This window comes from Variovorax sp. Varisp41, assembly GCF_047325085.1.
Lineage (GTDB): Bacteria > Pseudomonadota > Gammaproteobacteria > Burkholderiales > Burkholderiaceae_C > Variovorax.
Genome location: NZ_CP168540.1, coordinates 1,197,280 through 1,220,055 on the forward strand (window position 1 = coordinate 1,197,280; position 22,776 = coordinate 1,220,055).

Sequence of the window (22,776 nt, forward strand, 5' to 3'; positions counted from 1 at the left end):
TGAAAGATGCAAACCATGCTGCGCGCGGCGATCGCACCCAGGGTAAGAAAAGCCTAGCGCCCGGCGTCAGCGCTGTCCGTCGTCGGTGGCGCGGCCTCGCGGCGCTCCAGCCTGCTCAACCCGCTTCGATGGCCGCCACCGGCACGGCCAGCGCGGCCGCCATCGCCAGCAGCGTGTCGCCGAAGCCACCGCGCGCGCGTGCATCGGTGCGCGCGCTGGTCGTGACGCGCGGGCGCGCGCTCCATGCGATGCGCGCGCCCGCGGCCTCGAGCGCCGCGACCAGCGCCACGTCCTCGCCGCAGGCCAGTGGCGCGAAGCCGCCCACGCGCAGGTAGGCCGCGGCCGAAACGCCGAGGTTCGCGCCATGCACGTGGCGATGCCCGTCGCGCGCCATGTAGTCGCGCGCGAAGCGTTCGCGCAGCCGCGCGGCGCCGCCTCCGTGCACCTTCCAGTCGTGCACGCCCACCGTGCCGCAGACCGCGTCGGCACCCGCCCGCGCCTCGGCCAGCTGCATCGCGAGCCAGCCGGGTGCGACGCGGGTGTCGGCATCGGTGAAGGCCAGCCAGCGCGCGCCGGCCTCGAGGCAATGGGCCGCGCCGGCCGCGCGCGCGATGCCCACGTTGCGCGCATCCAGCGCGAGCTGCCGCGCGCCATGGCGCGCCACCACGTCCGCGGTGCCGTCGACGCAGCTGTCGAGCACCACCACGAGGCGGACCTCCTCGCCCGCCAGCGCCGGATGCGCCGCGGCCCGGCGCGCCGCGCGCAACGCGGCGCCGATGCGCTCGCCCTCGTCGTGGGCCGGGATCACGAGGCCGATCACCGGATGCCCTCGCACTGGGCGACCGAGCGCGCATCGCGCGTCCAGACCTGCAGCAGGAAATCGTCCTCCTCGTGCAGCGCCAGCCGTGCCAGGCCCAGCGCGGCCAGGATGCCCTGCACCTCGGCGGCCGGCAGGCTGCGCTGCGCGAAACCGGGGCGCCAGTCGCAGGCCACCAGCGTGCCGTCGGCGGCCAGCGTGCGCTCGCAGCAGGCGGCGACACGCTGCATCGCCTGGCGGTCGAAGAAGTAGCCGATCTCGCTGAGCACGATCAGGTCGAACGCACCCGGGCCGGGCTCGAGCGGCCAGTCGTCGGGCAAGGCCTGCCGCCGCACGTCCACGTGAGGCAGCCCGTCCGTGCGCTGCCGCGCGATCGCCACCGCCCGGGCCGAGAAATCGCTCGCGAGCAGACGGTCGCAACGCGCGGCCAAGGCGATCGTGAGCTCGCCGACGCCGCAGCCGGGCTCGAACGCATGGCGGTAGCGCGCCCGCGGCAAGGCCGCGAGCAGCAGCGCGCGCTTGCGCGCCTCGTACCAGCGCGTGCGCACCGCATAGGGATCCTCGCTGGCCGCATAGAGCGACTCGAAGTAGCCGTGCTGCGCCGCGGAGCTCACAGGAACACCACCTCGTAGGGCCGCTGCGCGCGCGCCAGCGTGGTGGCGCGCAGCACCGGCGGCGCGCCGGTCGAGGGGTCGCGCCGCAGCTGGCTGGTGAAGGCACGCACCGCCTCGCGCTTGCGCCGCAGCGCCTCCGGGTCGAGCAGCAGCCGCCGGGCGTGCCGCCAGGGCATGCGCGCATCCGCGGGCCGTGCCCAATGCCAGCCCCAGACCGGCACCTCGACCAGCCGCGCGCCCGCGCTCGCGGCCGCCAGCGCGCAGGCCTGGCCGGTCGCCTCGTGGTCGGGATGGCCGTCGCGGCGCCAGGTCGTGAAGACCATGTCGCGCGGGCGCAGCAGCGACACCAGTTGCGCCGCCAGCGTGGCTCGCAGCGCGCGCAACCCGCCATCGGGCAGCCCGAGCCGCGCCGGCTCGATCGCCAGGCCCAGCCGCTCGAGCGCGCGCAGGCTCTCGCGCGGGCGGGTGCGGGCCAGCCGCTCGGGCGGCCAGACAGCCGAGCCATGGTGGCTCGCGGTACCGTCGGTCACGGCGATCACCGCCACCTCGCGGCCCTGGTCCGCGAGCTGCGCCAGCAGGCCGCCGACCGCGAGCACCTCGTCGTCGGGGTGCGGCGCCACCACCACCGCGCGGGCGCCCTCGGGCACCAGTTGCCCGCTGTCGATGGCGGGCAGCCGGGCCAGCCCGGGCCAGTCGTTCCATTCGTCCTCGGTGGTGCCGTCGCCGCGGATCGCGCGCTGGGCGGCATCGTCGGGCACTTCGTCCATCACAGCACCCATGTGGCGCTCCTTTCGTCGACTGCGATCTGTCCCAGCGCGGCGAGGTCGCGCTCGGCATGGCTTTGGCGCAGGTACACCGGCAGGTCGGCCATCGCGCGCGCGAAACGCGCGTCGCGGCACAGCGGCGCGGCGCCGAGCGCGCGGCCCGCGTGGCGCAGCACCGTCTCGGCCGCCTGCTCGGCCACCAACCGCGCGTTCAGCGCCACGCGTCGCGCGTCGTCGGCCGGATGGGTGTCGATCCAGTGCGCGGCCTCGCGCAGCACCGCGGCGGCACCGGCCAGCGCGGCATCGATGGCGCCGAGGTGCGCGAGCCGGTGCGCATCGGGCTTGCCGCCCCGCGCCGCGAATGCGAGCACCTGGCGCGCGATGCCGAGCGCGCCACCCCACCAGCAGGCCGCGATGCCGGCACCGCCCTGCCAGAAGCCCGGGCGGCTCGTGTAGTCGCCGGGCCTGCCGACCGGCACCGCGAGCGCGTGCTCGAAATGCACGTCCACGCTCGCGCTCGCCGCCATGCCGACGGCCTCCCAGCCTTCGTCCGACACGCGCACGCCCGGCTGCCGCAGCGACACGGCCGCGAGGCAGGCTCGATCCGCCTCGTCGTGCACGCTGACGATGGCATGCGTGAGGCCGGCCGCGCCCGAGCACCAGGCCTTGCGTCCGTCGAGGCGCACGGCGCCCGGGCAGCCCTCCTCGGGCCGCATGGCGACGCGTGCATCGGGCGGCTCGGCGCACCAGGTGCCCCAGCGCGAGCCGGACGGCAGCGCGGGACCGTGCAGCTCCGCGAGGATCGCGAGCGCATCGGTATGGCCTTCGTAGAGCTTGGCCAGCGAGAGATCGTGCGCCGCGACCTCGGCGAGCGCGCGCCAGCGCATCAGCGTGCGGCCCTGGGCCGGCCAGGGCACGCGGTCGGCGCCGGCTTCGACCAGACGGCTCAGCGCAGCGGCGGGATCGGCGGGCAGCCGGAGCCGCTCGAGGGTGTCGCTGCTGAGGTCTTCCGTCATGGATCTTCGTGCGGGCGTGTTCCGGTGGATGGGCCCAGAACTTAGATGGCGGGCGCGCCCCTTCCCGTCGGCAGGAAGGCTCCGGGCCTGTAGGAGCGGCGGCCCGCGCCACCGACGCCGGGCCGAGGCCTGGTCCGACAGGCGCGCCAACGGTGCACGCGGAGAACGGAGCGCACAGCCATTGGAGAAAGCCATGCCCAACACCCACACCACCCCGTCGAACGATGTCGACAGCCGCGACCTGCTGCGCGACGGCAACCACGGACCGCAGCACAACAAGGCCGGCCACCAGGCCCCGACCTCGCGCAACGAGCCGCGCCGCACCACCGAAAGCCGCAACGACCGCGAAGGCCATGTGGGCGGCAGCAACCAGATCCAGTCGCGCCGCGGCGCGACGCGCTGAGCTCAGTTTCCGAGCACTCGCTCGAGATCCGCCTTCAGGCTGGTGGCGCGCTCGGGCGCCTTCGCCAGGCCCGTGTCGACCAGCGTCCGGGCTCGAATGCTCGCCCAGGTGCAGCGCGATGCGCGCGAGGTGCAGCGCCGTGCGCGCATGGATCTGCGCGGGGTCGGTCTCGCGCAGCATCCGCGCGAAGCCTTGCGGATAGTCGCCGTGCCTCGCGAAGAACGCGCGCCCGGGTCCGGCCCATTCGCTCACGATGAATTCGACCGTTTCCTCGGCCTCCTCCATCGAGCGACCATAGGCCCAGCCATGGGCCTCGCCGGCCGGCGGGTCGAGGCGATCGCGGAACACGCAGTGCGACTCCTCGATCTCCGCCGGCGCGACCTGGCCGCCGCCCTCGGTCGGCAGGAAGTCGAGGTGCGCGCCGAGGTTGAGGTAGCACTGCTTGCCGCCGCTCGCGCCCTGCACGTTGAAAACGTGGATCACCGGGCCCTCGATGCGCCGCAAGGTCTGGCCCGAACCCTCGAAGCCTTCGGCCATGAGCACGGGATGGAGCTTGCGGGTCAGCAGCTTGAGGAAGGCGGCGCGGGTGGTCATCGGCTTCGTGGGGCGGGTGGATGGAAGCTGCATTCTGACCGCGCTCTCGCGCTCGCTATGCTCGGACGCGCAGCAGGAGAGAACGGATGACGGTGGTGGCACGGGATCGGCGGATGGCGGCTTTGCGCGAACTCGGCGTGTCCGAGCCGATGCAGCGGCTCGCGGCGGGCGAATGCCTGCACGAGGCCTTCAGGGGCTGCTGCCTCGGGCCGCCCTTCTACGTCGATCGCGGCGCCGCGGTGCCCGAGGGTCCGCCGCTGGTGCCGCTGTGGGAGCGCGACAGCAGGGTCGCGGCCGTCTGGCACCAGCACGATGGCCTGGCGTTCATCGAGTTCAGCATCGAGCACCCCGGCACCTTCGAGGTGCTGGCCCGGAGCGAGCAAGGCTTCTGGGCCAGCCGCTTCGACTTCCTCTACGAATGCGACCTGGCCATCGAGACATTGCGAGCGGCGGCCGAATGCGTGGGCTTCCGCTTCCTCGAGCGCCACCTCGCGTCGCGCGAAGCCGCCGAGGAGGGCCTGACGAGCTTCGCGGCGCATCGCGCCTGGCTGCGGGGGCTGGTGGCGCAGATCGATGGCGAAGCGGCGGGCTCCGGCCTCGGCGCCTGAGCGGCGCGAATGCGATCCCGCTGGCTTTTGTCAGCGCCCGAACACCAGCAGCAGGTTGTTCGCGGGCATCGCGTGCCGCGCGTGCAGGCGCAGCCCCGCTTCGCGCGCCTGCGCTTCGACCTGCGTCAACGAGCGGATGCCCCAGGTCGGATCGCGCTCGCGCAGGCTCTGGTCGAAGGCAAGGTTGCTCGGCGCCGGCGCCACGCCCTCCTCGAAATACGGCCCGTAGGTGAGCAGCACGCCACCCGGGCGCAGATGCCGCGCCGCCCCCTGCATCAGCGCGGCACAGGTGGGCCACGGCGAGATGTGCAGCATGTTCGCGCAGTAGATCGCATCGAAATCCTGTGCGAAGGCCGTGCCCTGCGAAGGCCAGGAGGCGTCGAGCACATCGAGCAGCACGGGCTTCCCGAGGCCGGGCAGGCCGGACTGTTCGACGCGGCGTGCGAGCGCGGGAAGCGCGCGCGCATCGGCATCGCTGGTCTGCCAGCGCCAGCCGGGCAAGGCGGTCGCGAACCACTCGGCATGCTGGCCGGTGCCCGAGGCGATCTCGAGCGCGGCGCCCTCCCGGCCGAGGATGCCGAGCAGCCGCTCGAGGATCGGTTGCTTGTTGCGTTCGGCGGCGGGACTGAAGGACAGGTCGGACATGCGGTGCTCGGTGGCGAAGGTCGGGAGCCGGAGGCTATCAGCCCTCGACCGGCACGTGGAAGTCGATCACCGCGCCGGGCCGCGTGGGTTCGAACTTGCCGTCGTAGAGCTCGAAGTCCGGGCTGTCGGCCAGCTTGAGTCCCGAGGCCGGGATCAGTTGGCCCCAGATGGTCGCCATCGCGTTCTTCACCTGCGGGTGCAGCGCCGATCCGTCGAGCGTGATGCGGAACACCGCATAGGTCGCGGCCGGTATGCGCTTCTCGCTGAAACCCGCGGGCAGCGCACTGCCGGGCACGATGCCCACGCCCGCCATGTAGTCGAAGCTGCCCTCCTCCCGGTCGACGCCCCAGACCGCGCCGTAGGTGGCCCAGCTCGGCACCTGGCCCTCGAACGGCAAGGCGCCGATCAGCGCGGACCACAGCTGCGGAATCTCGGAACGGCTCTCCTGGTCGAAACGCCGGGCCGGGCCGGCGATGCTGAAGGCCTCGAGCCGGACGAGGTCTGGCAAGCGGGTCACGGCGGTGGAGGTGCTGGCGGGCAGGTTCATGGGATATTGGCCTTCGATGGGTGTGAGGGCGAAGCCGGCGCGAAAGCGCCCGGGCGAGACGCCGAAGATGCGCTTGAACGCGCGGGTGAATGCTTCCTGCGACTCGAAACCGCAATCGAGCGCGAGCTCGACGAGCTGGAGCTCAGGCTCGTCGCAGAGCCGGCGCGCGCCACGCACCAGCCGGCGGCCACGCACATAGGCCATCACGCTGCGGCCCATGCGCGCGGTGAAGAGCCGCGAGAAGTGATACGGCGACAGTCCCGCTTGCTGCGCGATGCGATCGAGCGTGAGCGCGTCGTCGAGCCGCGCCTCGATCCAGGGGATGAGCTCGGCGATCGCGTCGGGGGTGGGTCGGTCCATGCCGCGATCATCGGCCACGCGGGCGCGGCGCGTCCTGACCGAACTTGCTGTCGGGCCCTTCGCGTTCCCTAGATCAGCCGCTGGATCGGCCTGCGCTTCCACACACCGTGGAAGTACAGCGCCTGCAGCCCCAGCGCCACCAGATAGGTCAGCGGATAGGCGACCCAGACGCCGCGCAAGCCGAGCGCCTGCTGCAGCACCCAGGCCAGCGGAAACAGCAGCACGGCCAGGCAGCCCAGCGAGATCGCCGTGGGCACGCGCACCGTGCCGGCCGCGCGCATCACGCCCGTGAAGACGCTGGCCATGCCGAAGGCCACGCTGCCCCAGACCGTGATGCGCAGCACCGAGGCCGCGAGCTCGACCACGGCGGGATCGTTGCTGAACAGGCTCACCGCAAGCGGCGCCGCCAGCGCGACCAGCACGGCGAGCCCGGCCGTGAGCGCGAGGTTCATCCACAGGCCCACGCGCTTCACGTGGTCGATCTCGTCCAGGCGCCCGGCGCCGATGGCCTGCGCGGCGAACACCGAAGCCGCGATGGCGATCGACATCGCCGGGAACTGCACATAGGCCATCACCTGGCCCACCGTGCCCCAGGCGGCCGTCGCGCCGGGGCCATGGCGGTTCACCAGCGACAGCAGCATCGCGTCGGCCAGCGAACTCGTGATGAAGAAGAGCCCGGTGGGCACGCCGAGCCGCGCCACGGTCGCGAGCACGGGCGCGTTCCAGCGCAGGTGCGCGCGCAGCTTCGCGGGCGCGAGCAGGCTGTCGCTGCGGCGCAGGTGCCAGGCCAGCCACAGCACGGCCAGCGCGTTGCCCGTCATGCTGGCCCAGGCCGCGCTCTGGGTGCCGAGCCGCGGCAGCCCGAGCCAGCCGAGGATGAAGGCCGGCGTGAGCAGCACCCAGACCGAGGACGCCACCGCGAGCGCCTTGAGCGGTGTCACCGTGTCGCCCAGGCCGCGCAGCAGCGCCGCCAGCATCAGGTGCAAAAACAGCACGGGCATCGCGGCGAACAGCACGCGCGCATAGCCCACGGCATCGGCGAGCACGTCGCCCGGCGTGCCCAGCGCCCGCAGCACCGGGCCGATCCCGGCCGCGCCGATGCCCGCGATGACGCACGACAGCAGCAAGGTGCCCAGCAGCACCGCGCCCGCGACGCGCCGCACCTTGTCGGTGTCGCGCGCGCCCCAGGCCTGGCCCACGAGCACCGAGGCCCCCGTGCCCAGCCCGATCGCGAAGGCCATGCAGCACATGAACAGCGGAAAGAAGCTGACCGCGGCCGCCAGCGAACGCGTGCCGAGCAGCCGGCCCAGGTAGATGGTGATGGCCGTGCCGCCGAGCGCCTGCAGCACGTTGGTCAGGACCAGCGGGCCGAGGAAGACCAGGAAGCGTTGCCAGAGGGGGCGGGTGGAAGTGGACTCCATGGGGGGCGGATCGTAGCGCGCGCCCTGCCCCGGCCTCCGGCGTGGCTCAGCGGTCGTCGTGGCGCCACGCCGGGCCGGGCGCGCCCACCCTGCGCCGCGAGCGCGTGCGCAAGGTGATCGAATAGCGCAGCGCCGGCGTCGGCGCGATCGCGTGCTGCCATTCCCAGCGCGCGGCGCCGCGCAGCAGGTAGATCGAGCGCGGCCCGACCAGCAGTTGCACCGTGGGATCGTTGGCCGCGTAGTGGCCGTCGCGCCGGTAGGGTCGCAGCTGCATCACGGCGTCGCCACGCAGCGAGATGCCGACGATGTGCTCGAAGTCGGGCACGTCGCGGTGCCAGCCCAGCGGCGTGCCGGGCTGGTACTCGGAAATCAGCGCATGGGTGAGCTCGGCCTCGTCGATGCCGGCCCAGGCCGCGGCGCGGCGCCTCAGCGGGTGCAGCGATTCGGGCAGCGGCGCGCCCGGCAGCAGCCGGTTGGCATCGAAGTCGTAGCGGCCGCCGAAGCCGATGCCGCGGCGGCGCGCGGTGTAGGCCTTGTAGCGCATCTCGCGCAGCGTGAAGCCGCCGACGATGGCCAGCAGCTCGGCCTCCTCGGCGGCGCTCAGGAAGCCCGCCTCGTAGCGCAGCCCGTCGATGGCCGCGACCGGCGCGGCGCCGAACAGGTCGGGCTGCGCCTCGTGCTCGACGCGTCTAGCGGCGCGCATCGCCGCCTCCTTGCTGCCCGCCCTGTCCGTTCAGTCGCACCTCCCACCAGCGCGGCAGCAGCTCGCGGATCTCGGCGCGCGAGAAGCGGTCGTCGAGCAGGTGCAGCACGCCCTCGTCCTGCTCGGTGCGGATCACCCGGCCCGCGGCCTGCACCACCTTCTGCAGGCCCGGATAGAGGTAGGTGTACTCGTAGCCCTTGCCGAAGCGCGCGTCCATGCGCTCGCGCGTGATCTCGTTGAGCGCGTTGTACTGCGGCAGCCCGAGGCTCGCGACGAAGGCGCCCACGAGGCGCGTGCCCGGCAGGTCGATGCCCTCGCCGAAGGCGCCGCCGAGCACCGCGAAGCCGATGCCGCGGCCGCCGACGGCGAAGCGCTCGACGAAGGCCTGGCGGTCGGCCTCGGGCATGCCGCGGGTCTGGCTCCACACGGGCACCTCGGGATGCCGCGCGACAAAGGCCGCGCGGGCCTGCTCGAGGTAGTCGAAGCTGCTGAAGAAGGCCAGGTAGTTGCCGGGCCGGCGCGCGTACTGGCTGCCGATGATGCCGGCCACGCTGCGCAGCGAGCGCGCGCGGTCGCGCCAGCGCGTGGACACATCCATCGCCACCTCGACATGGAGCTGGCGGCCGCTGAACGGCGAGGCGACGTCGAGCACGGCCACGTCCTCGGGCAGGCCCAGCGCGTCGCGGTAGAACGGGAACGGCGAGAGCGTGCCCGAGAAGCAGACGGCCGAAGCGGCATCGGCGAAGCGGCCTTCGAGAAAGGGCGCGGGCACGAGGTTGCGGATGGCCAGCCCGCGCGAGCCGTTCGGCCCCAGGGTGCGCTCGAACACCGAGTGGTCGCCGAAGCTCTCGGCCAGCCGCGCGAAATGCAGCGCGTCGAAGAAGAAGCGCTGCAGCGGGCCCTGCGCCGCGTCGGGCGTGGCCGCGAAGTGCTCGGCCATCGCGGTGTTGGCGGCCTGCAGGCTGCGCGCGAAGCGCTCGGGGATCTCGTCGGCGGTCTCGTAGTCGACCGCGTTGGCCTGCTGCGCCTCCTGCAGCGCGCCCCATTCGCGATGCAGCCGCGCGAGCGGGCCGCGCACGGCGGCGGGCGCGGCGCGGTGGGCCTCCTCGAGCGCGCCGTCGTCGAGCGGCGCGGTGTACATGCCGCGCGCGCGCTCGAGCAGGTTGTGGGCCTCGTCCACCAGCAGCGCGGCGCGCCATTCGCGCTCCTTCATGGTGGCCCACAAGAAGGCGCTGCCATCGAAGTAGTAGTTGTAGTCGCCGACCACCACGTCGCTCCAGTGCGCCATTTCCTGCCCGAGAAAATAAGGGCAGACCTCGTGCGCGAGCGCGATGCGGCGCAGCGCCAGGCGGTCGAGCCAGGCGGCGCGCGCGGCCTCGGCGCGCGCCGCCGGCAGCCGGTCGTAGAAGCCCTTGGCCAGCGGGCAGGCGTCGCCATGGCAGGCCCGGCCTGGGTGCTCGCAGACCTTTTCGCGCGCGGTAAGTTCGAGCACGCGCAGCGGATCGGCCGGTGCCTTGCCATCCGTGGCGGCCTGGCGCTCGAGCAGCCGCAGCGCCTCGAGCGCGATCGCGCGGCCCGAGGTCTTGGCCGTGAGGAAGAACACCTTGTCGACGCGGCCCGCCGCGCGCGCCTTGAGCAACGGGAACAGCGTGGCCAGCGTCTTGCCGATGCCGGTGGGTGCCTGCGCCATCAGGCAGTGGCCTTTCGAGCCGGCGCGGTAGACCGCCTCGGCCAGTTCGCGCTGGCCGGTGCGGAAGGCGCCATGCGGAAAGGCCAGCGCGCCCAGCAGCTCCGCGAGCGCCGCGTGATGCCGGCCCTCGCGCTCGGCCCAGGCGATGTAGCGGCCGCAGAGGTCCTCGAAGTGGGCCTGCAGTTCCTCGCGCGTGTGCAATTCCTCGAGCACGGTTTCCTCGCCGCTCGCGAGGTCGAGGTAGACCAGCGCCACGACGATCGCCGCATGGCCGTTCGCCTCGCAGAGCATCCAGCCGTAGCAGCGCGCCTGCGCCCAGTGCAGCGCGCGGTGGTTGCCGCGGATGGCGTCGAAGTCGCCGCGGAAGGTCTTGATCTCCTCGACGCGGGCGCTGCCCGACTGCAGCTCGTAGCCGTCGGCGCGGCCGCGCACCAGCAGGGCGCCGCATTCGGACTGCAGCGCGACCTCGCTCTGGTAGTTCTCGCCGCGCCGCCCCTGCACCAGCGCGTGGCCCGCCATGCCCTCCTGCGCGCTGGGCGCGGGCACGAAGCGCAGGTCGAGGTCGCCGGCCTTCGCGCCGAAAGCGCACAGCGCCTTGACGGAGACGGGCGCGACGGTGGCGCGGAAGGCTTCGCGAGACATCGGAGTGAGGGGGGCGACGGGACGCAGCGGTCGCCAGTATATGGATATTCATCCAGTGTGCTGGTGGAATTTACAGTATCCCTGCCGGCGCGCAGGCTAGAGTACGCAGCTTCGGGAGGCCCGCGGCCTGCCCTTCTCCCCCTCTTCCCTCGCGCCTTGCCACCGTTCCGGGGCCGGGCGGGCGGCCGCGCGCCGTCCGTCTCCTCCGGTCGAAGACAATGTCAATTGTTCGTTCACAACTACGTTCGAAATGAAAACTGCCGCCGCGATCGACACCGCCGACTTCGAGCGCCTGCTGAGCCGCAACATCAAGCTGCCGCTGCTCGGGGGCCTGTTCGGTGCCGTCGTCTTCGTCGCCCTGATCCTGTACCTGCTGTCGACCATCGCCTGGGTCGAGCACACCGACCAGGTGGTGCGCAGCGCCAGCGAGCTGCAGCGCCGCTCGATCGACATGGAAACCGGCATGCGCGGCTTCCTGATCAGCGGGCAGGACCGCTTCCTCGAGCCCTACGACGCCGCGCTGGCGCGCGTGAAGACCGACACCGCGGCGCTGCGCCAGCTGGTGGGCGACAACCCGCAGCAGATCGAGCGGGTCGACCGCATCGGCTCGCTGCAGGGCGCCTGGAACGAGTTCGCGGCCGAGATGATCGCGGCGCGCCGCAGCGGCGGCGACTTCGAGGCCGCCGTCAAGCTGGGGCGCGGCAAGCGCCTGACCGACGACATCCGCAACGAGTTCGACAACTTCATCAACACCGAGCAGTCGCTGCGCTTCCAGCGCAATGCCGAGGTCAAGCGCACCAGCTGGATGGTGGTGGGCCTGTTCCTGCTGTTCACGCTCACCCTGAGCGGCCTGGTGGCCTTCTTCGGCCGCCGGCAGCTGGTGCGCCTGTCGGAGAGCTACGACGCGGTGCTGCAGGAGCAGGAGGCGCACACCGAGCGCCTGACCGAGCAGGCCTGGCTGCGCACCGCCCAGACCGAGCTGGTCGGCGAGCTGGTGGGCGAACTCAGTGCCGCCGACATGGGCCGCAAGATCCTGGCCTTCTTCTCGCGCCACCTGGGCAGCACCGTGGGCGCGCTCTACGTGCGCGAGCGCCACGGCCCGCTGCGCCGCGCGGCCAGCTACGGCTTCTCGATCGAGGCCGAGAACGCGCAGCAGGTGTTCTCGCCAAGCGAGAGCCTGGTGGGCCAGGCCGCCGCCGAGAAGCGGCTGATGCTGATCGACCCGGTCGAGGCCGACTACCTCAAGGTCAATTCGGGCCTGGGCGAGATGCGCCCGCGCGCCGTGGTGCTGCTGCCGGTGGCCAACGACGGCGTGTCCAACGGCGTGGTCGAGCTCGGCCTGCCCGGCACGCCCGACCAGCGCGCGCGCGACCTGTTCGAGGTGGTGGCCGAGGACATCGGCACCTCGCTGGCCGCCGCGCGCTACCGCGAGCAGTTGCAGGAGGTGCTGGCCGAGACCCAGCAGCTCAACGAGGAGCTGCAGGTGCAGCAGGAGGAGCTGCGCACCGCCAACGAGGAGCTCGAGGAGCAGTCGCGCGCGCTGCGCGCCTCGCAGGCCATGCTCGAGAACCAGCAGGCCGAGCTCGAGCAGACCAACAGCCAGCTCTCCGAGCGCACCGAGGCGCTCGACCAGCGCAACACCGCGCTGCGCCGCGCCCAGCGCGACCTCGAGGAGCGCGCCGACGAACTGCAGCGCGCGAGCCGCTACAAGTCGGAGTTCCTCGCCAACATGTCGCACGAGCTGCGCACGCCGCTCAACAGCGCGCTGATCCTGGCCAAGCTGCTGGGTGACAACCCGCAGGGCAACCTGAGCACCGAGCAGGTGAAGTTCGCCGAATCCATCTATGCCTCGGGCAACGACCTGCTGGTGCTGATCAACGACATCCTCGACATCGCCAAGGTCGAGGCCGGCAAGCTCGACCTGGTGACCGAGGACACGCGCCTGGACCGCCTGGCGCAGGCGCTGGAGAGCACCTTCCGGCCGCTGGCCGACGAGAAGCGGCTGAACTTCCGCCTCGAACTGCACCCGGCCGCGCCGGCCTCGCTGGTCACCGACCGCCAGCGCGTGGAGCAGATCCTCAAGAACCTGTTGTCGAACGCGCTCAAGTTCACCGAGCAGGGCGAGGTCTCGCTGGTGATCTCGGGCACGGCCGACGGCGGCGCCTCCTTCGCCGTCTCCGACTCGGGCATCGGCATCGCGCCGCACCAGCAGGAAGTGATCTTCGAGGCTTTCCGCCAGGCCGACGGCACGACCAGCCGCCGCTACGGCGGCACCGGCCTGGGCCTGTCGATCTCGCGCGACCTCACGCGGCTGCTGGGCGGCACGCTCAGCGTGCAGAGCGAGCCGGGCCAGGGCAGCACCTTCACCCTGCACCTGCCTGCCCAGGCGCCGCAGGCCGCGCAGCAGGAACCGGGCAGCATCCCGTCGCAGCCGCCCGTGGGCGGCGCGCCGGCGCGCCTGCAGCCGCGCGCGCCGGTGCCGGTCGCGCCCCCTGCCCCGGCCGCGCCGGCGCCGGTGGTGCCCGCGCCGCAGTTCGCCGACGACCGCGCGCTGCCGCGCGACCAGCAGGTGCGGCGCGTGCTCGTGATCGAGGACGAACCGCAGTTCGCCCACATCCTCTACGACCTCGCGCACGAGCTCGGCTACCGCTGCCTGGTCGCGCACGGCGCGGCCGACGGCTTTGCGCTGGCCAGCGAGTTCGTGCCCGACGCGATCCTGCTCGACATGCGGCTGCCCGACAGCACCGGCCTGGACGTGCTGCAGCGCCTGAAGGATTCGCCGCTCACGCGCCACATCCCGATCCACGTGGTCTCGGCCGCCGACAACGCCGAGGCCGCGCTGCACATGGGCGCGGTCGGCTATGCGCGCAAGCCCGCCACGCGCGAGGAACTCACGCGCGTGTTCGCTCGGCTCGAGGAGAAGCTCACGCAGAAGGTCAAGACCGTGCTGCTGGTGGAAGACGACGACCTGCAGCGCCAGAGCGTGATCCAGCTGATCGGCGACGACGACATCGAGATCGTCGACGTGGCCTCGGGCGAGGAGGCGCTGGAGCTGCTACGCACGCGCATCTTCGACTGCATGATCACCGACCTGAAGCTGCCCGACATGCAGGGCAGCGAGCTGCTCAAGCAGATGGCCTCGGAGGACATCGTCTCGTTCCCGCCGGTGATCGTCTACACCGGGCGCAACCTCACGCGCGAGGAGGAGGCCGAGTTGCACCGCTACTCGCGCTCGATCATCATCAAGGGCGCGCGCTCGCCCGAGCGGCTGCTCGACGAGGTCACCCTGTTCCTGCACAAGGTCGAGGCCGAACTCTCGAGCGAGCGCCAGGGCATGCTCAAGGCCGCGCGCGGGCGCGACCGGATCTTCGAGGGCCGCACGGTGCTGCTGGTGGACGACGACGTGCGCAACATCTTCGCGCTCACGAGCGCGCTCGAGCAGCGCGGCGCGAAGGTCGAGATCGGCCGCAACGGCCGCGAGGCCCTCGAGCAGCTCGACCGCGTGAAGGAGATCGACCTCGTGCTGATGGACGTCATGATGCCGGAGATGGACGGCCTGGAGGCCACGCGCCACCTGCGCGCCGATCCGCGCTTCGCCAAGCTGCCGGTGATCGCCATCACCGCCAAGGCCATGAAGGACGACCGCGAGCAGTGCCTGGCCGCGGGCGCCAGCGACTACCTCGCCAAGCCGGTGGACCTGGACCGCCTGTTCTCGCTGCTGCGCGTGTGGATGCCGAAGATGGAGCGCCTGTGACCGACGCGCCGCCGCCTTCCCTGCCCGAGCGGCCGGCGACCGGCCGCCCCGCCCTGCCCGCCGTGCCGGGCGCGATCGCCGCTCCGCCGCAGCCGCTGAGCGACACCGAGATCGAGCTGCGGCTGCTGATGGAGGCGATCTACCTCAAGTACAGCTACGACTTCCGCGACTACACGCTGGCCTCGCAGAAGCGCCGCGTGCTGCACGCGCTCACGCAGCTCGGCCTGCCCTCGATCTCGGCGCTGCAGGACCGGGTGCTGCGCGACGCCGCGCTGTTCGGGCGCCTGCTGCAGTTCCTCACCATCCCGGTCAGCGAGATGTTCCGCGACCCGGCCTACTTCCTGGGCCTGCGCCGCCACGTGGTGCCGCTGCTGCACACCTATTCGTCGGTCAAGGTCTGGGTGGCCGGCTGCAGCACCGGCGAGGAGGTGTTCTCGCTCGCCATCCTGCTGCGCGAGGAAGGCTTGCTCGAGCGCACGCAGATCTACGCCACCGACATCAACCCGGCCTCGCTCGAGAAGGCGCGCCAGGGCATCTTCCCGCTCGAGGCGATCCGCGGCTACACCGCCAACTACCAGCGCGCGGGCGGGCTGCGCGCGTTCTCCGACTACTACACCGCGGCCTACGACGCCGCGCGCTTCGACCCCTCGCTGTGCGCCGACACCATCTTTGCCGACCACAGCCTGGCCACCGACAGCGTGTTCGCCGAGACCCAGCTGGTGTCCTGCCGCAACGTGCTGATCTACTTCAACCGCGAGTTGCAGAACCGCGCGCTCGGCCTGTTCCACGAATCGCTGAGCCACCGCGGCTTCCTCGGCCTGGGCGCCAAGGAGAGCATCGACTTCTCGGCCTATGCCGACCGCTTCGAGCCGCTGGCGCGCCCCGAGCGCATCTACCGGAAGGCCACGTGAAACAGGCGCTGCCCTCCCACCTGCGCCGCCGCGTCGAGGCCGTGGTCATCGGTGCCTCGGCCGGCGGCATCGACGCGCTGCTCGGTCTCTTGAGCGGCCTGCCCGCCGCCAGCCGCATTCCCAAGGTGGTGGTGCTGCACCTGCCCGAGGGCCACGACAGCCGCCTGGCCGAGGTGTTCGGCGAGCGCGTCGCCATGCCGGTGCGCGAGGCCGCCGACAAGATGCCGCTCGCGGCCGGCACGCTGTATTTCGCGCCGCCCGGCTACCACCTGTCGATCGAGCGCGACCGCTGCTTCTCGCTGAGCTGCGAGCCGCCCGTGCTGTTCTCGCGCCCGTCGATCGACGTGCTGATGGCCTCCGCGGCCGACGTCTACGGCGCCGGCCTCGCCGGCCTGCTGCTCACCGGCGCCAACGACGACGGCGCCGAGGGCATGGAACGCATTCACCGTGCCGGCGGGCTGACCGCCGTGCAGGATCCCCAAGAAGCCCTGGTTTCCGTCATGCCCAACGCCGCCATTGCGCGCCATTCGCCCGACTTCGTGCTGCCGCTGCGCGATCTCCACACCCTGCTGCTGCACCTGGAGGCCGCTCATGGACATTGACGTCGAAAGCAAGCTGCTGATCGTCGACGACCTGCCCGAGAACCTGGTGGCGCTCGAGGCGCTGATCCGCGCGCCCGGGCGCTCCGTGTTCCGCGCCCAGTCGGCCGAGGACGCGCTGGCGCTGCTGCTCGAGCACGAGTTCGCGCTCGCCATCGTCGACGTGCAGATGCCCGGCATGAACGGCTTCGAGCTGGCCGAGATGATGCGCGGCACCGAGCGCACGCGGCACATCCCGCTGATCTTCGTGAGCGCCGCCGGCCGCGAGCGCAACTACGCCTTCCAGGGCTACGAGAGCGGCGCGGTCGACTTCCTGCACAAGCCGCTCGATCCGCATGCCGTGATCAGCAAGGTCAACGTGTTCGTCGACCTGCACCGCCACCGCAAGGCGCTGCGGCACGAGATGGAGCTGCTGGCCCACGCGCACCGCAAGCAGGAGGAGCTGGTGGCGCAGCTGCAGGTCACGCAGCGCGAACTCGAGCGCGCGGTGCGCATGCGCGACGACTTCATGTCCATGGTCTCGCACGAGCTGCGCACCCCGCTCAACACCCTCTACCTCGAGGCGCAGCTGCGCCAGCTCCACGTGTCCAAGGGCAACCTCGCGGCCTTCGCGGCCGACCGGCTGCCCGCGATGATCGAGCGCGACCAGCGGCAGATCCGCAACATGGTGCGGCTGATCGACGACATGCTCGACGTCACGCGCATGCGCAAGGACGCCCTCTCGATCCAGCCCAAGCCCACCGACCTCGCGCAGCTCGCGCGCGCCGTGGTCGAGAACCTGCGCCAGCAGGCCGAGGCCGCCGGTTCCGAGATCTCGCTGCAGGCGCCGCCCGAACTGCCGGGCGTGTGGGACGAGTTCCGCATCGAGCAGGTGCTGACCAATCTGCTGACCAACGCGCTGCGCTACGGCGGTGGCCAGCCGGTCGCGATGACGGTCGAGCAGGTCGGCGCCGGCGAGGACGGCTTCGCTCGCGTCAGCGTGCGCGACCGCGGCATCGGCATCGCGGCCGAGGACCAGGCACGCATCTTCGAGCAGTTCGAGCGCACCGAGCACAGCCGCAAGCACGCGGCCGGGCTGGGCCTGGGCCTGTACATCACGCGCCAGATCGTCGACCTGCACGACGGCAGCATCGGCGTCGAGAGCGCGCCGGGCGAGGGCTCGACCTTCAGCGTGGAGCTGCCGCTGGCCGCGCCGCGCGGATCGGCGCAACCGTAGGCTTGCTCCTACCCCACGCGCGGCGCCGTGCCGGGATACTGTTCCATTCCGGACATTTTCAGAAAACCAAAGGCCGCAAAGGCCACCAAGGACCGACCGCCGTGAATGTGCTGATCGTCGACGACAACGAAGCCGCAGCCGACCTGCTGCAGGAACTGCTGACCCTGCAGGACCACACCGCCCGCTGCACCTACACCGGCCAGCAGGCGCTGGACGCCGCCGCCGCCGAACGCTTCGATGCCGCGCTGATCGACCTCACCCTGCCCGACATCCCCGGCACCCAGGTCGCGCGCCGCCTGCGCGAGACCGAGGCGCAGGGCGCGCCCAGGCTGCTGGTCGCGATCTCGGGCTTCTCGGCCGCCGATGCCGGTGCCGCGGGCGGGCCCGACGGGCGCAAGCTGTTCGACCACCATCTGCAGAAGCCGATCGACATCGGCGCGCTCGAGGACATCCTCGCGGCCGCGGGCTGAGGGCCTTTTCGCTGCCTTAGCATCGGCGGCCATGCGCCGCCTGCTTCCCTCCACCCTCCTCGCCCTTGCACTGGGCGCGCCGGCCGTATCGGCCGCCGCGCAGTCCCCCGACACCGTTCCCCTCGCACCCGCCGAGCGCGACCGCATCGTGGCCCGCGCCGCCGAGCTGGTGCAGCGGCATTACGTGCTGCCCGCGCCGGCCGATGCCATCGCGGCCCGCCTGCGTGCGCGCTTGCGCGACGGTGCCTATGCGGGCATCGACGACGCCGACGCGTTGCGCGCGCAGCTCGAGCAGGACCTGCAATCGGTGAACCAGGACAAGCACCTGCTCGTGGCCTTCAGCCGCGAGCCGCTGCCGAAGCCGGCCGATGCGCAGGCCGCCGCGGCGGCGCAGGTCCACCTGGCGCGGCAGTACGTGCGCTTCAACCACTGCTTCTACAAGGCGGAACGCATGGCCGGCAACGTCGGCTACATCGACCTGCGCTGCTTCGACCAGCCCGAGGCGCTGGCCGCGACCGCCGCGGCCACCTTCGAGTTCCTGGCCCACACCGATGCCCTGATCGTCGACCTGCGCCAGAACGGCGGCGGCTGGCCCGCGGGCGTGGCCCAGGTCAGCAGCCATCTGCTCGAAGGCAAGGTGCATCTCAACGACGTGCTGCATCGCGAAGGCCACCGCGTGGAGTCGCACTGGACCCGCGCCAAGCTGCGCGGCCCGCGCTACCTGGACCGGCCGGTCTATGTGCTGACCAGCAGCCAGACCTTCTCGGGCGGCGAGGAGTTCGCCTACAACCTGCAGGCGCTGAAACGCGCCCGCATCGTCGGCGAGCGCACCAAGGGCGGTGCCCATCCGTCCAGCAACCATCGGTTGAACGATCGCTTCGAGATCACGATCCCCTTCGCGCGCTCGATCAACCCGATCACGCGCACCAACTGGGAAGGCACGGGCGTCGTGCCCGACCTGCCGGCCAACGCGGACGAGGCGCTGGGCGTGGCGCACCTGGCGGCGCTCAGGGGGCTGGTCGGCAAGGACAGCGATCCGACGACCGCCTATGAGGTGAGCGAGGCCATCAAGGCGGCGGAGACATCCACTGCCGGCGCCCGCAAGTAGTGCCGGCGCAGCGTGCCCTCAACCCGGCCCCAGCACCTTCAACGTCAGCTGCAACACCATCGGCTGCCGCATGTCCCGCGGCGGCGGCTCCGACAGCGGCTGCGCGGTCAGCAACTGGCGCAGGTCGGCATCGGCCTGCGCATTGCCCAGCGAATCGAAGGCCACGCGCTCGGGCCGGCCATCGGGCGCAACCCACACGCGCACGATCAGCGGCGGCGGCGGCAGGGTGCGGCCCTCTTCCAGCAGGCGCTGCTGCATCCAGGCATGCAGGCGCTGCACGGTCTCGTCGGCCGGATCGCTGAGGCGGCCCTGGAACTGGTTGCCCGCCAGCTCGGCATAGCTGATCCAGTGCTGCGGCACCGGCGCGCGCGCCGAGGGCGCGGGCTGGGCCTGCACCGGCATGTGCACGGCCGCCAGGCCCAGGCCGGCGAGGCCGAGCGCGCGGAACAGGCTGGCCCAGGGCCGCGGCGCGGCGGCGGTATGGCGATGCGAAGGGAACATGCGTTTTTTCGGAAGGAGTTCTGGAAGTCGATGCCGACCGGCTCAGCCGCACAGCACGCCGACCGACAGCGTGGCGGCGCGCGCGGCCGGCGATTGCTGGGGGCCGAGCTGCGGCGTGTCGCTCTCGCTGAAGGCCACCCCGTTGTCGCGCAGGAAATGCTTGATGCGCGCGGCCGTCTCGGCGCGCACGCGCGTGGAGCCCGCGGCCGCGCCGCTGCCCGACAGGCTGGGCAGCCGGCTCAGCGTGCCGCCGCTGGCGCCGGGCGCGGCCGCGATGCGCTCGACCACCACGCCCAGCAGCAGGCCGCCGGCGTCGAGCACCGCGCTGCCGCTGGCACCGGGCTTGGCGCCCGACAGCAGTTGCAGGCCCTCGGCGCCAGGCACGGTCAGCGCATTGCCGAGCACGGCCGAACGGTCGGCCATGCGCTGCAGCGGGCCGTGGGCCTCGGAGAACACCGAGATCGTCGCGGTGGGCAGCGCCTCGCCGCGCGGGAAGGTCGCGCCCAGGTAGGGCTTGATGTCGCTGCGTAGCACGGCGACGTCGAGCTCGGGTTGCGAGCTTATCGCGCGCACCGTGGCTTCGGCGACGCGGCCGTCCTTGAGCACGAACAGCGAGCGGCAGCCGGTCACGGCGTGGCGCGCGGTCAGCACGTCGCCCGCGTCGTTGAGGAACACGCCGCTGGCGTTGCCTTCCAGGACGGGCGCGGGTGGCGTGCCGCCGGCTGGCTGGGCCGCGGCATGTGCAACGAGTGCCGCGCAGGTTGTCGCCGCGAGACCGCGCATGGCCGGTCCAGGCCGCCATGGCGCGACATTCACTTCGGCCTCGTCGGCGCGAGCGCGCGCCGCGCCGCGTTGAGCTCGGCATTGGTGATGTGCAGGTCGGCCATGACGCGCGCGAGCATGTCGAGCAGCGCCTCGCGCTGCCGCAGCCGCACGGTCTCCGCGCGCCGCGCGCGCTGCACCTGGCGCGCGGTGGCGTGGATCGCGCGCAGCGTCGGCGAATCGTGGCCGTCGAAGGACTCCGCGGAACGAAGGCTGTCGGGCATCGCGCTGGGATGCGTTCGGCGCGCGCTCAGGCGGCGGCTTCGACCCGGTCGGCGGCACCAGCGGCCGGCGCTTCGCCATTGGCGGCATCGCCGCGCGTGGCGGCGGCCGGGCCGTAGTTGCGCAGGTGCAGGAAGAACTCGCCCATCATCTGCATCCACAGGCGCGCGCTGAACGCGAGGTGCGCGGGCGTCACGCCGCCGGCGACCACCACGTCCATCTCGAGCACCACGAAGTCGCCGTGCTGGGCGACGCGCGCGAAGCGCTTGCTGCGGTGCCAGGCCGCGAGCACGGCCTCGGGCAGCGTGCCGCCCTGCACGTGCAGCGGGCAGCTGAAGGTGAAGTCGGTGTACTGGGTGGTGGTGACGGGATTGCCCCACAGCACCTGAAAGCCGATGCCGTGGCTGGCGCTGTGCAGGCGGATCACGCCGTCCTGTTCGATGGTGGAGACGGCGGCGCCAGCGGCCTTGATGGCTTCGGAGACCTGTTCGGGCGTGACCGCGTCGAGCAGGTCGAGGGCCTCGGCGGGCGTGGCGGCGGTGGTGTCGGTCGGGGTGTTCGTCATGAGGTTCCCTGTCTGTGGATGGTGGTTGTCGGTGGGTTCAGTTCGTCTTGCGCAGCGCGGCGTCGAGCGCGGCGGCATCGATGCTCAGCTGCGTGGCCGGCGCGAGCTGCGTCAGGTGGGCCTGGATCAGCTGCTGCTGGCGCTGCTGGCGCAGCGCGGCCTGCAGCTGCGGACGCATCTCCTCGAGCGTGGCGGTGCGCGCGGGCTGGCTGTCGAGCAGCTTCACGACGTGGAAGCCCGCGGCCGATTGCACCGGGTCGCCGACCTGGCCGGTCTTGAGCTTGGCGATGGCATCGCGCACCTCGGGCAGCATGCGCGCGAGCGGCAGGTTGCCGACCTCGCCGCCACGCTCGGCGCTGCTCCTGTCCTGCGACTTCGCGCGCGCGAGCGCAGCGAAGTCGCCGCCGCCGCGCGCTTCGCGCGCCAGCTTCTGGGCTTCCTCGCGCACCTTGGCGACGGCCGCGGTGGCGGTGTCGGGGGTGGCGAGGAAGATCTGGGCCACGCGGTAGGTGGCCGGCAGGTTGAAGCCGGCCTTGCCCTGCTCGTAGGCGGCGGAGAGTTCGGCCTCCGACGGATAGCCCGCCGGCACCTGGCTCACCGACTCGAGGTAGCCGGTGGTGACGATGCGGGCCGTGAGCTCGCGCACCGCGGCGTCGATCTTGGCCTTGACCTCGGGCTTGTCGGTGAAGCCCTTGTCGCGCGCCTCCTTCAGCAGCGCCTCACCGAGCAGCCGCTGGCGCAGCCAGCCCTCGACGCTGGCGCGGTTGTCCTTGACGGCCGCGCGCTCGGCATCGGGCAAGGCCTGCAGCAGCTTCTCGACCTCGTCCTGGCGCACGGTGAGTTCGCCCAGGCGGGCGACCACCGGCGCGCCCGTGGGCGCGGCGATCTGCTGCGCCGCGGCGCCGAGGCTGGCCGACGCGGCCAGCAGCAGCGCGGCCAGCGTGCGCAGGTGCGCGGGAGCAAGGGGTTTCTTCGGGTTCATGGTCGAGGTTTCCTTCTGGCCGCTCACTTCGCGGCGGGTGCCGATGCGGCGCCGGCCGGCGGCGTGGCCGCGGCCTCGGCCGGCTTGGGGGCGTTCACGGCGCGCGCGTCGAAGCGGCCTTCGTACAGCTTGTCGCCGTACTGCTGCGCGATCTGCTCGAACTTCACGCGGCTCTGGGCCGCGAACGGCTGGCGCGCGGCGAACACGCTGCCCATGTCCATGGTCTCGTAGGCGCGCAGCACCTCCTGGCCCACGGCGTAGAGCTGCGTGTTCTTCGCCTCGCACTGCGTGAGCGCGGTGCGCTGCGTGCCGGTCTCGGCCACGAGGCGCTGGCGCTCGGCCTCGGAGGCGCGCGCGGTGCGCAGCAGCTCCTCGTAGGCGCTGCGGAACTGCGCGACCTGGCCGTTGGACTTCTCGGCCGCGGCCTGCGCCTGCTGGCGCAGCTGCTCGACGCCGGCACTCGCGTGCTCGCGCGCCTGGCGTTCGCCGGCGAGCTGCGACTGGGCGCGCGCGAGGTCCTTGCGCAGCGCCTCGACTTCGGCCGCCGGTGCGGGCGCGGCCGCGCCCGGTGCCGCAGCCGCGGGCTTGCCGGCCTTGAGCGCGGCGAGCTCGTTCTGCGCCTGCTGCAGCTGCGAGGTGGTGATGCGCAGCTGCGCGCGCAGCCGCTCTTCCATGCTCTGGCCGCCGGCCGCGGCCGGCGCGCCCTGGGCGTGCGCGCCGCCGGCCAGGCCGGCCAGACCGGCAAAGGCGAGCGCCAGGGCGAGCGCTGGGGTCTTGAAATGGGATCGGGCCACGGCGACGT

At 72.3% G+C, this 22,776-nt stretch carries 23 protein-coding genes and 1 pseudogene; 8 read left to right on the forward strand and 16 right to left on the reverse strand.

The features are described 5' to 3' along the window. Positions 1-115: 115 nt before the first annotated feature. Genes ACEN9J_RS05545 through ACEN9J_RS05560 form a run of 4 tightly spaced genes read right to left on the reverse strand, consistent with a single transcriptional unit; the run spans position 116 to position 3,211 of the window. Positions 116-820: a glycosyltransferase gene (locus tag ACEN9J_RS05545; RefSeq protein ID WP_057590228.1), complete on the reverse strand. Its 705-nt coding sequence runs from the start codon at positions 818-820 to the stop codon at positions 116-118. After that, complete coding sequence (locus ACEN9J_RS05550; RefSeq protein WP_413763551.1) at positions 817-1,431, reverse strand: class I SAM-dependent methyltransferase; 615 nt, start codon at positions 1,429-1,431, stop codon at positions 817-819. The genes ACEN9J_RS05545 and ACEN9J_RS05550 overlap by 4 nt, the downstream gene beginning before the upstream one ends. Beyond that, positions 1,428-2,210 (reverse strand): PIG-L deacetylase family protein, encoded by a 783-nt coding sequence (locus tag ACEN9J_RS05555; protein ID WP_057590226.1) that lies wholly within the window; start codon positions 2,208-2,210, stop codon positions 1,428-1,430. Before ACEN9J_RS05555 ends, ACEN9J_RS05550 begins: the two co-directional genes overlap by 4 nt. Next, entirely contained in the window at positions 2,198-3,211 is a 1,014-nt protein-coding gene (locus ACEN9J_RS05560; RefSeq protein ID WP_261205753.1) for an acyl-CoA dehydrogenase family protein, read from the reverse strand. The genes ACEN9J_RS05555 and ACEN9J_RS05560 overlap by 13 nt, the downstream gene beginning before the upstream one ends. A gap of 193 nt (positions 3,212-3,404) precedes the next feature. On the opposite strand from ACEN9J_RS05560, the gene ACEN9J_RS05565 reads away from it, so the two are divergent. Next, complete coding sequence (locus tag ACEN9J_RS05565; RefSeq protein WP_057590224.1) at positions 3,405-3,614, forward strand: hypothetical protein; 210 nt, start codon at positions 3,405-3,407, stop codon at positions 3,612-3,614. Positions 3,615-3,923: 309 nt separating this feature from the next. Here the strand turns inward: ACEN9J_RS05565 and ACEN9J_RS05570 are convergent. Beyond that, a pseudogene (locus tag ACEN9J_RS05570) lies at positions 3,924-4,241 on the reverse strand (DUF4304 domain-containing protein); the annotation flags it as partial. An 80-nt stretch (positions 4,242-4,321) separates the two neighbouring features. Here ACEN9J_RS05570 and ACEN9J_RS05575 point away from each other — a divergent pair. Beyond that, positions 4,322-4,816 carry a hypothetical protein gene (locus ACEN9J_RS05575; protein WP_413763552.1) on the forward strand — a complete coding sequence of 165 codons (495 nt, stop codon included), beginning with the start codon at positions 4,322-4,324 and terminating at the stop codon, positions 4,814-4,816. Between the two features lie 30 nt (positions 4,817-4,846). On the opposite strand, the gene ACEN9J_RS05580 is transcribed toward ACEN9J_RS05575, so the two are convergent. The 5 genes from ACEN9J_RS05580 to ACEN9J_RS05600 all read right to left on the reverse strand — a co-directional run bounded on the left by ACEN9J_RS05580 (position 4,847) and on the right by ACEN9J_RS05600 (position 10,824). Continuing rightward, a complete protein-coding gene (locus ACEN9J_RS05580; protein WP_413763553.1) occupies positions 4,847-5,461 on the reverse strand; it encodes a DUF938 domain-containing protein in 615 nt (204 codons plus the stop codon). 37 nt (positions 5,462-5,498) lie between these two features. Beyond that, positions 5,499-6,368, reverse strand: a complete 870-nt coding sequence (locus ACEN9J_RS05585) for a helix-turn-helix domain-containing protein (protein ID WP_413763554.1) — start codon at positions 6,366-6,368, stop codon at positions 5,499-5,501. 68 nt (positions 6,369-6,436) lie between these two features. Further along, the gene (locus tag ACEN9J_RS05590; protein ID WP_413763555.1) at positions 6,437-7,789 is read right to left on the reverse strand and encodes an MATE family efflux transporter; all 1,353 of its coding nucleotides are present in this window, start codon (positions 7,787-7,789) and stop codon (positions 6,437-6,439) included. 46 nt (positions 7,790-7,835) lie between these two features. Then, the gene (locus ACEN9J_RS05595; protein ID WP_413763556.1) at positions 7,836-8,492 is read right to left on the reverse strand and encodes an alpha-ketoglutarate-dependent dioxygenase AlkB; all 657 of its coding nucleotides are present in this window, start codon (positions 8,490-8,492) and stop codon (positions 7,836-7,838) included. After that, entirely contained in the window at positions 8,479-10,824 is a 2,346-nt protein-coding gene (locus ACEN9J_RS05600; RefSeq protein WP_413763557.1) for a helicase C-terminal domain-containing protein, read from the reverse strand. The genes ACEN9J_RS05595 and ACEN9J_RS05600 overlap by 14 nt, the downstream gene beginning before the upstream one ends. Before the next feature lie 250 nt (positions 10,825-11,074). Between ACEN9J_RS05600 and ACEN9J_RS05605 the strand changes: the two genes are divergently transcribed. The 6 genes from ACEN9J_RS05605 (at position 11,075) to ACEN9J_RS05630 (ending at position 18,882) form a co-directional block, all read left to right on the forward strand. Continuing rightward, positions 11,075-14,578, forward strand: a complete 3,504-nt coding sequence (locus tag ACEN9J_RS05605; RefSeq protein WP_296733409.1) for a response regulator — start codon at positions 11,075-11,077, stop codon at positions 14,576-14,578. Between the two features lie 53 nt (positions 14,579-14,631). Next, complete coding sequence (locus ACEN9J_RS05610) at positions 14,632-15,489, forward strand: CheR family methyltransferase (RefSeq protein ID WP_412179571.1); 858 nt, start codon at positions 14,632-14,634, stop codon at positions 15,487-15,489. Next, positions 15,486-16,091 carry a chemotaxis protein CheB gene (locus tag ACEN9J_RS05615; protein WP_057590215.1) on the forward strand — a complete coding sequence of 202 codons (606 nt, stop codon included), beginning with the start codon at positions 15,486-15,488 and terminating at the stop codon, positions 16,089-16,091. Before ACEN9J_RS05610 ends, ACEN9J_RS05615 begins: the two co-directional genes overlap by 4 nt. Continuing rightward, entirely contained in the window at positions 16,081-17,304 is a 1,224-nt protein-coding gene (locus ACEN9J_RS05620) for an ATP-binding protein (RefSeq protein ID WP_413763558.1), read from the forward strand. The genes ACEN9J_RS05615 and ACEN9J_RS05620 overlap by 11 nt, the downstream gene beginning before the upstream one ends. A 101-nt stretch (positions 17,305-17,405) precedes the next feature. Then, a complete protein-coding gene (locus ACEN9J_RS05625) occupies positions 17,406-17,774 on the forward strand; it encodes a response regulator (protein ID WP_057590213.1) in 369 nt (122 codons plus the stop codon). A gap of 31 nt (positions 17,775-17,805) precedes the next feature. Further along, on the forward strand, positions 17,806-18,882 hold the full coding sequence (locus ACEN9J_RS05630) for a S41 family peptidase (RefSeq protein WP_413763559.1): 1,077 nt from the start codon (positions 17,806-17,808) through the stop codon (positions 18,880-18,882). Between the two features lie 18 nt (positions 18,883-18,900). On the opposite strand, the gene ACEN9J_RS05635 is transcribed toward ACEN9J_RS05630, so the two are convergent. Genes ACEN9J_RS05635 through ACEN9J_RS05660 form a run of 6 tightly spaced genes read right to left on the reverse strand, consistent with a single transcriptional unit; the run spans position 18,901 to position 22,768 of the window. Further along, positions 18,901-19,383 carry a hypothetical protein gene (locus ACEN9J_RS05635; protein WP_057590211.1) on the reverse strand — a complete coding sequence of 161 codons (483 nt, stop codon included), beginning with the start codon at positions 19,381-19,383 and terminating at the stop codon, positions 18,901-18,903. Positions 19,384-19,425: 42 nt separating this feature from the next. Next, positions 19,426-20,166 carry a S1 family peptidase gene (locus ACEN9J_RS05640; RefSeq protein ID WP_413763560.1) on the reverse strand — a complete coding sequence of 247 codons (741 nt, stop codon included), beginning with the start codon at positions 20,164-20,166 and terminating at the stop codon, positions 19,426-19,428. Between the two features lie 29 nt (positions 20,167-20,195). Then, positions 20,196-20,429 (reverse strand): hypothetical protein, encoded by a 234-nt coding sequence (locus ACEN9J_RS05645; protein ID WP_057590205.1) that lies wholly within the window; start codon positions 20,427-20,429, stop codon positions 20,196-20,198. Positions 20,430-20,455: 26 nt separating this feature from the next. Then, the gene (locus ACEN9J_RS05650; RefSeq protein WP_057590204.1) at positions 20,456-20,992 is read right to left on the reverse strand and encodes a YbjN domain-containing protein; all 537 of its coding nucleotides are present in this window, start codon (positions 20,990-20,992) and stop codon (positions 20,456-20,458) included. Positions 20,993-21,029: 37 nt separating this feature from the next. After that, entirely contained in the window at positions 21,030-21,974 is a 945-nt protein-coding gene (locus tag ACEN9J_RS05655) for a peptidylprolyl isomerase (RefSeq protein WP_057590292.1), read from the reverse strand. A 23-nt stretch (positions 21,975-21,997) separates the two neighbouring features. Further along, positions 21,998-22,768, reverse strand: coding sequence for a hypothetical protein (locus ACEN9J_RS05660; RefSeq protein WP_216087292.1), 771 nt, complete (start codon positions 22,766-22,768; stop codon positions 21,998-22,000). Positions 22,769-22,776: the final 8 nt, after the last annotated feature.